This window comes from Nocardia otitidiscaviarum NBRC 14405 (genome assembly GCF_000308635.1).
GTDB lineage: Bacteria > Actinomycetota > Actinomycetes > Mycobacteriales > Mycobacteriaceae > Nocardia > Nocardia otitidiscaviarum.
Map to the genome: position 1 here is coordinate 1 of NZ_BAGD01000045.1, position 2,971 is coordinate 2,971.

A 2,971-nucleotide genomic window follows, 5' to 3' on the forward strand; every position below is an offset into this window, starting at 1 on the left:
AGCGCCTCGGCCCGGAGGCGGCCCGTCCGCACCGCGTCACCCACCGCAAGCTGACCCGCGGATAGGGCGACGACCTCCGATGCGCTGGCCCGCCGCCTTCGGGCGGCGGGCACGGCGACACCTGCGGTGTGAACGCACCGAGGTTGCTGGCGTCCCGGCGTTAGCCGGGGCAGGTGCGGCACTCAGCCATGCCCGCTGGCAATCTGAGAGCGAACTCAGTGCGTAGCGCAAACGCACTAGTGCGCGAAAGCCGTTCAAATGCAAGGTTTGTCGTACGCCACCTGGCGATTCGGCGGCATCGCGGTGAACGCCGCTCTGCCTTGTTTGTCGGGTCTGTACGACGCGGCGCGGCATTGAGAGGAATTGAGCCCGGCGCATCCCGCGCCCAGCTACTCTCGGGACCGGCGTCACTTTGTTACGGAACCGAATCCGAGGAGCTGGCGAAAATGACCGTCTCGTCCGAATTGTCCAGCGCGGCATGGGCTGCGAGTTTGCCCGCATCGCTGCGCGGCAACTTGGTGTCGCTGGAGGAGGCGTACTTCCGACACGTCGACGCCGGGGACGCGGACTGCGCGATCCCGGCGACGTCGACGCAGATCTTCCGCAGCCATGTGGAACTGGCCATCCGGCGCAGTCGCGGCCTGGCCAATGTGAAGGTCCACCACCCCGAGGACGAGTCCTGCCTGGGGGCCGCCCTGCAACTGGTCACCGACGATATGCCGCTGCTGGTCGAGTCGGTCACCTCCTCGCTCAACCGCATGGGCATCAGCGTCAGCGAGGTCGTGCATCCCATCTTCGAGGTCACCCGCGACGCCGACGGCACCCTGGAGACCGCCGTCCCGCACGAGGTGGACGGCAACGGCGCGACCGGGCTGCGCGAATCCTGGATGCACATCCAGTTGCACCCGTCCACCAGCCGGGAGCAGCTGGAGCGCATCGAATCGGCCATCCCGGACGTGCTCACCGACGTGCGCGACGTCATCGGCGATACAGAGGCCATGCGCGAGGCGCAGGAACACGTGGCCGAACAACTCGATGCCGCCGCCGCGGCGGGCGCGTCCCCGTTCTCCGCCACCGATCTGACCGACTGCGCGAAGCTGCTGCGCTGGTTGGCCGACGGGCACTTCACCGTGCTCGGCTACGCCCGCTACGAGCGCACCACCGTCGACGGCACCACCAAGTCGGTGGCGCGCCCCGACACCAGCCTCGGCGTGCTGCGCCCCAATGTGGGCACCGATTTCCGCGTCCCCGACAACAGCGGTGACCAGCCGCTGCTCATGCTGACCCAGGGCCTGGTCCCGGCCACCGTGCACCGGGCCGTCTACCCGTACTTCGTGGGTGTCGCCGAATTCGACGAATCGGGCGTCGTCACCGGTGAGCACCTGTTCATCGGTGTCTTCACCGTCACCGCCATGCACGAGAACGTGCTCGACATCCCGGTCATCGAGCGCCGGGTGCGCCGGGTCATCGAGGCGAGCGGTTTCGACCTGGACTCCTTCTCCGGTCAGGAGATGCTCGAGGTCATCCAGTCCTTCCCGCGCACCGAGCTGTTCTCCTCCGACGCCGACACCCTGCGTCGCACCGCCAGCACCGTGCTGAATGTCGGTATGCGCCGCCAGGTTCGACTGTTCATGCGCCTGGACGGCTACGGCCGATTCGTCGCCTGCATGGTGTACCTGCCGCGCGACCGCTACACCACCGCCGTGCGCCTGGAGATGCAGGACATCCTGGTGCGCGAACTCGGCGGCGCGTCCATCGACTACTCGGCGCGGGTTTCCGAGAGCGAACTCGCCAGCGTGTACTTCACGGTGCGCCTGCCCGACGAGGGCCGCGTCGCCGACACCTCCGAACCCAACCGGCTGCGCATTCAGCACCTGCTCGCCGAGGCCAGTCGCACCTGGGAGGACCACCTCAACGACGAGGTCGCGACGTCCGCCGTACTCGATCCGGCGGTGGTGGCGACCTACGCCGAAGCGTTCCCGGAGAGCTACAAGGAGGATTTCGGGGCGAGCCGGGCGCTGGCGGATATCGTTCGCCTGCAACGGCTTCAGGACGGCGGGATCGACCAGCACCTGTATCGCCGCTCCGATTCCGAGCCGGGCTTCTGGCGCTTCAGCCTCTACATCGGCGGCGCGAGCATTTCGCTGAGCCAGGTGCTGCCGGTGCTGCAGAGTCTCGGGGTGGAGGTCGTCGACGAGCGGCCGTACCAGATCGAACTCGATCACGGCCCGGAGCGTTGGATCTACGACTTCGGCCTGCTGGCCCGGCCCGAGCTGCTGCGCAGCGCGCTGGACCGGGATATGGACGCCCAGCTGGTGGAATCGGCCGACCGTATGCACCTGCTCGACGCCGAGGTCCGCGGCCTGCGCGAGCGGTTCATCGACGCCTTCGAGGCGCTGTGGTACGGGCGGGCGGAGGCCGACGGCCTCAACGAACTCGTGCTGCGCGCCGCCCTGCCCTGGCGCTCGGTCTCCATCCTGCGCGCGTACGCGAAGTACCTGCAGCAGGCCGGTTTTCCCTACAGCCAGGCCAATATCACTCGCGTACTGCTGGCCTACCCGGATGTGGCGCAGCTGTTCGTGAACCTCTTCGCGGCCATCTTCGATCCGGATACCGCCGACGCCGAGCAGGCCCGTGAGCTCGAGACCGCGGTGCGCCGCCGCATCGACGATGTGGTGAGCCTGGACGCCGACCGCATTCTGCGCGCCATCCTGGGGCTCATGCGCGCCACGCTGCGCACCAACTACTACATGACCGATGCCGAGGGGTGTCCGCGCGAATACCTGTCGTTCAAGGTGGAGCCGCAGGAGATCGCCGAACTGCCCAAGCCCCGACCGCAGTTCGAGATCTTCGTGTACTCGCCGCGGGTGGAGGGCGTGCATCTGCGCTTCGGTCCGGTGGCGCGCGGCGGCCTGCGCTGGTCGGATCGGTTGGAGGATTTCCGCACCGAGATCCTGGGCCTGGTGAAGGC

1 protein-coding gene is annotated in these 2,971 nt (G+C 68.0%); it reads left to right on the forward strand.

Annotated features, from left to right (window positions below; all coding sequences use genetic code 11):
* Positions 1-446: 446 nt before the first annotated feature.
* The coding region (locus ON31_RS08170; protein ID WP_039811111.1) for an NAD-glutamate dehydrogenase domain-containing protein at positions 447-2,971 on the forward strand (2,525 nt) is incomplete at its 3' end.